This window comes from Vibrio sp. 1078-1 (genome assembly GCF_033340475.1).
Genome location: NZ_JAWOWM010000807.1, coordinates 1 through 536 on the forward strand (window position 1 = coordinate 1; position 536 = coordinate 536).

1 protein-coding gene and 1 pseudogene are annotated in these 536 nt (G+C 47.0%); both read right to left on the bottom strand.

The features are described 5' to 3' along the window. Positions 1–181, bottom strand: a pseudogene (vcrR, locus tag R7190_RS30180) (LcrR family type III secretion system chaperone VcrR); the annotation flags it as partial. Further along, on the bottom strand, positions 181–536 hold a 356-nt coding region (locus R7190_RS30185), incomplete at its 5' end, for an FHIPEP family type III secretion protein (RefSeq protein ID WP_318138250.1). The gene R7190_RS30185 and the pseudogene vcrR, both read right to left, overlap by 1 nt.

Below are 536 nucleotides of genomic sequence, written 5' to 3' on the forward strand. Positions count from 1 at the left end.
CCAAATTCGGACTCACACGTTTGAGGAGTACAATAATGATTTCCCCTTGTTCGACACGAAATACCAGCTCCATGCCATCAACTTCAATGCGATAACCAAGTTGAATCGCACTTTTTTGCCAAAAGTACGGCGTCACTTCGATCCCCGTTTGTTCAAACGATTGTACAAGTGCTGCGTTCATTACATCCCTACCCGTCCAAGTGGCTGAATGTTGATCTGCTGAGTGAGTTCTTGAAACGATAGAACGGGCAAATCGTAATATTCGGATTCAATCAGCTTTCGAACATAACGACGCACATCCATAGAAACCACCAGAACAGGCTTGTTCGGCATACGGCTTAAATCGCCTACAGTCTGTTTTACGTCGCTAACAAATTGCTGCGTAACCGAAGGATCAAGCGCTAAGTAGCTGCCCGCCGAGGTTTGTCTAATACCGCTGCGAATCGTGTCTTCGAGGCTCTGATCGAGAAGGTACGCCGGCAGCATGTTCTGACCGCTCGCGTACTTGTAACAGATGTAACGCTTTAAGCTTGAAC